Raw genomic sequence first — 4,482 nt, 5'->3', positions numbered from 1 at the left:
CTTGGACAGGATTTAAGCCGCTGTCAGCAGGCTTATCATCTCAACAGGAAACACGGCGGCCGGCAGGCGACGCTGATTGAAGGCCCTGCCGGGCGGGGTAAGGATGCCACGCTAAACCTGGTGATTAAAAGTTTTAAACAACAGGCTGAACAACGGCAAGAATCCATGCCAGAGGTCTTTTCCCTGAACGCCTGTGATTGCTCATGGAAAAAAGTGTGTGAAAAGATCCAGACGGCAAAAGTCCACGGCGGCATCGTGGTTATTTCAGAAATGAATCTGATCGACAGCCAGCATCTGGAAGGTGAGTTGAACGATATTCTGGCCGGTGACGCTCATCCGGGGTTCCATCTGTTTGCCACCATCAACCCACCTGAGTACAGCGGGCGAAAACCGTTATCACCGGCGCTGAAAGGGCGTTTTCGACATTTGCCTATCAGGCAGTACAGCCAGGCAGAATTACAGGCCATTGCCGGAAAAGTGTTGCCGCAAACCCAACAAGGGAAAATTCTGGCTGAACAACTGACTAAGCAACATTGTCGTTTGAGGGCTTACCTGCAAGAGAAAAAACTGCCGTTGCAGCCGACCAGCCTTGATTTACAGAATGTCGCCAAAGCGGTTCTCAGAGGAGGCGATTTTACTGAAAAAGGGCTTCATCAATGCCTCAGTCAGCACTACCGGCTTTACCTGATGGCTGCCAAAAGAACACTGGAGAAACTGCCCGGGCCATCGGCTATTGCCGTAGCTACAGGAGAGCCCGATGCTGAACTTTGCGATTGGTTCAACCGCACGATACCGGGCATTAATCGCCCGTGGTTAATACGACGCAGTGACCTCAACAGTATTGATGAACAAAGCCATGAAATTTGTATTAACACTCATCAGACCGAAGAAGAGATCAAAACCGAAATCATCAAGAGGGTGGTTCAGGCCAGGTGGCAGGCATCCGGTCTTCCCCTGAACCCGAATGAGTCGGATGATTTTCTCATCGGGGCACTTTACCGACACTGGCAGCAAGGCTGGTTTAATCATCAATTCAGCCGCACGGGCGTAGAAGCCAATAGCGTACTCCCCATGACGGAAGAACAGCAACAAACACTGACATTATCGGCTAATCAGCCCTACCTTCAGGAGGCTGACCGGCGCATAAGTGCATGGAATTCCAATACGGTTCAATTGTGGCCAGCGTTTTGGCATCAGCTGAGTGATCTGCCGAGCCATCTGTTTGACGATTATATTGACGAAGAACGGGCTGCAAAAGTCCGGAAGGGACAGGCTCCGGCATTGGATCAGAGCACGTGCCATGAGCCACAATCGATTAAGGAAGCGTTAACTACCGGCGATGGTAACGCTCCTGAAAAATACAATCCGGAAGACCACGAGGAAGAGGCTCCGGCATTGGACCGGAGAACACGCTATGAGCACCGGGGTAAGCCACAAGCTGACAGTTATATAATTTTTGAGAGGCCGGGCCTTCCTTCCGGGATGTATCGTTGGTGGGCAAAGGATGTTTATGTGTCTCCTGAGGGTGATGTCAAACTCATCGATATTAATGATCAACACATGCAGGGGGCCGAAGTTCTCTCACCGGCCCGGTTATCAGGGCCTGATCAGGAAGTAACATTAGCGAGCGATCAAACACTGGCGACCTTTGACTGGGCATCAGACAATGGTCGATATGCATTGCCCAGCCTGACGCCTGACGACTATATCGTGGCCCTGCGCATGAAGCCCGATTTGCCATACACTCTGATCAGAGATCGATATACCGGACTTCACACGCTGTATGTTGCAGAGGCCGAAGACAACCAGAATATTCAATTTGCTTACGTCGTAGAACAGCGGAAACCGCGCGAAAAAACATCTGTTGAAGAAGCCCGGTCAGAAGCATCAAACCGTTTTGACGCCCGCTGCTCCGAAGGTATGAAAACAGTATTGGAGAAACTGTTCAGGCGCTTTAGGCACATCGACGAACTGTCGTGTGAAGTAAAGCAACTTTTAGAGACAATAGAAAAGGCTGAAGACCCGGAGCAACGAATTAATGCAATCGAGCACTATTGCCAACAGTTCTCCGGTAATGCTGCACCAGAGTACGGTGCAAATTTATTTCACTTTCTGGTAACACGGCGGCAAGGTAGCTGCCGTCATCGTGCGCCTGTTTTTGTTGCTTTTTGTCGTTATTTTGGGATTCCATGTCGGCAAATTATTAACCGTGATCATGCCTTTGCAGAGTGTTCCGTTGACGGAGGCCAAACCTGGAAGTTCGTGGATTTGGGCGGGGCACCTGTCGAGGCAACAGAAATCCTGTCCAAGTTCCAACCCACCAAGCGGGTCAGTGGTTCTGGCGGCGAATCAAAGAGGATTAAGAAACTCTTTAAAGGGGCTGATTCAGCACAACAGCAAGCTCTGGCTGAAGCCTGTGGCATTAGCCTTGAGGAACTGAACACAGCCCTTGAAACAGGCGGTGCATTACCCGTCACCGATGATCTGAGTAACTCCGGAATAGTAAGGAATCTCTGGGACAGAAAAGATGTAACCGGTTTTGCAACCGGTGTCTCAATGTTAGAGTCGCTGGAGACAGACACATTGAGTTCTGACGAGAAGGCATTAGTCGGTAATGTGCGTTACGGCCGTTATTATAATACCCGTATCTACAAACCGATGTCGGAGGCAGTACAGCAAATATTAGCCGACGGTGACGAAGTTCAGGTCACTGAACTGCTCAAGCCATTGCATTCAAAAATGATTGTTCAGGGCGGAGCAAACCCTCAACAGTGGTTGAATTCAATGGTGGATATGTTGTCAAAGAGTGACCTGGAGACCCCCCCGGTTATTCGCCTTGCCGATGAAGCCCTGACATTGGGTTGGCTGGACCCACTGCCGACCTGCGATGACCGTATTGAGAATCCCGAAGAACATTGGCAGCTTTTGTGGGCTCTTGAAAGCATCGATGAACTGAAGGCTAAAGCCACCCACTGCCTGAAAATGTGGTACAGGAAATTTTTGTCCAGGGAAAAAAATAGCCAGGTATGGCAGTTAGCCTACGAAAACTTCCAAAAGAAAAAAAATGACACCTTCTTCATCACTCATTGTCATGATGGGAGTTCGCCACTCCTTGAAAATGACATTGTCGATCCATCCATACAGATCGTCTGGACGGACGAACCTGAGGGCGTTCCGAATATAGAACGAATGTTGGTGCATGATCCGGCGTTTGAGCAGTTAAACTCGGGTAAGATGAACCGGCGTCCGGTGATTATCGTGGGGGGGCCTGACTGGAACGCCCGAGCGATAAAGGAAAAGCACGAAACCCTGTTTCAACGAAAAGTTAACACCAGCCCTGACTTGAAGCAGTTATTGGAAAATACCGAAGTGAATTCCTTTTTTGTGTCACAGGTGAGAAAGAAGCTGAGGCATAGATGTTGGCAAGCGATTCAGCAGGCTTTCACTCATTACCTGTATGACGTGACCCTCTCAAAGGGTGGTCGTTTAATGTATTGCTGGGGCCATGCATCCTTCAGGACTTCGTCGGAGCTTTGCAGCTATGGCTCTCATGACCCATCCTCACGAAAAGAGCTGTATGCCATGATGACTCAAATTAATAGTTCTTACGTTTTTGAGCACTCGCGTAAGGATGCCTGCTTTTTAAAGCAGGCTCAAAACGCCAGTAATGCTCTGGTGCTCAAACCCTATGAGCTGAAAAAAATTGCCAGGGAGTTTGTGAACAGCGTGAATTTGAATTCGCTTTGTGACGCATTGGATAACCAATCTCTGTGGACTGACTGGGAATAGTCTGCCCTACACGGCCATTGCTCCTGCATCCACGCAGTTGTGCGGCGACAGCTAATGGGTCTGGCCATGATGAGTTTTTCGAGATCGTTGACTTCCTTCAAGGATTGCAGGTAGCCATCCAAATAGAACTTTCTTCCTATCTGAAGGTCAAACAATCAAACAGTTTCAATGCAGTCCTTCAGATTTAAGGAGAAAGGTTGACTATGGATGGCCGGATTGTTGGGGAAGTAAAGAAACCCGTTTCTGGTAATAGCGTACCAGCCAAGGTAGCAAAGCTGGAGTTATCGTCAGAAAAGACTGTCGAAGCCTGCATTGATGTAACGCCCGAACTCAATAGATCTTCCCCTTCGGTAACGATGCCTGAGAAAGCGAGAACCGTATCGTCAATGGACTGCTCGCTCCAACAGGCTCCTCAGTCCTTCGACTTTCGTTTTGTCGGCAGTGATGATGAGGTTCGACAGCTTTTAGACGCCCGGACCGGCGATGGACATCAGGATGTCATTCTTGTTTCCCATCCTGATGACCTCTCACAGGCTAACCTGGTGAGCCGATTGAGTATTGCCGCCGATGGTCGACACAGCCTGCGTTCAGGCAAGTTGTTTGAAGGGTCACAGCCGCTCACTCTGGTGATGGACATCCGCAAGCTCACCAGCGACGATCTGCCAAAATTTAACGATCTGCTGGACCCCGATA

2 protein-coding genes are annotated in these 4,482 nt (G+C 49.5%); both read left to right on the top strand.

Going from position 1 to position 4,482, the window contains the following annotated elements; all coding sequences use genetic code 11:
- Window positions 1-3,789, top strand: a 3,789-nt coding sequence (locus KDK17_RS10640; RefSeq protein ID WP_257288053.1) for a transglutaminase-like domain-containing protein, incomplete at its 5' end; no start/stop codon positions are given.
- A gap of 203 nt (window positions 3,790-3,992) precedes the next feature.
- The coding region (locus tag KDK17_RS10635; RefSeq protein ID WP_257288052.1) for a hypothetical protein at window positions 3,993-4,482 on the top strand (490 nt) is incomplete at its 3' end.

The sequence above is a fragment of the Endozoicomonas sp. SESOKO2 genome (assembly GCF_024606245.1).
Classification (GTDB): Bacteria; Pseudomonadota; Gammaproteobacteria; order Pseudomonadales; family Endozoicomonadaceae; genus Endozoicomonas_A.
Note: the sequence above shows the minus strand (reverse complement) of the source record. Positions and strands in the feature narration are given on the sequence as shown.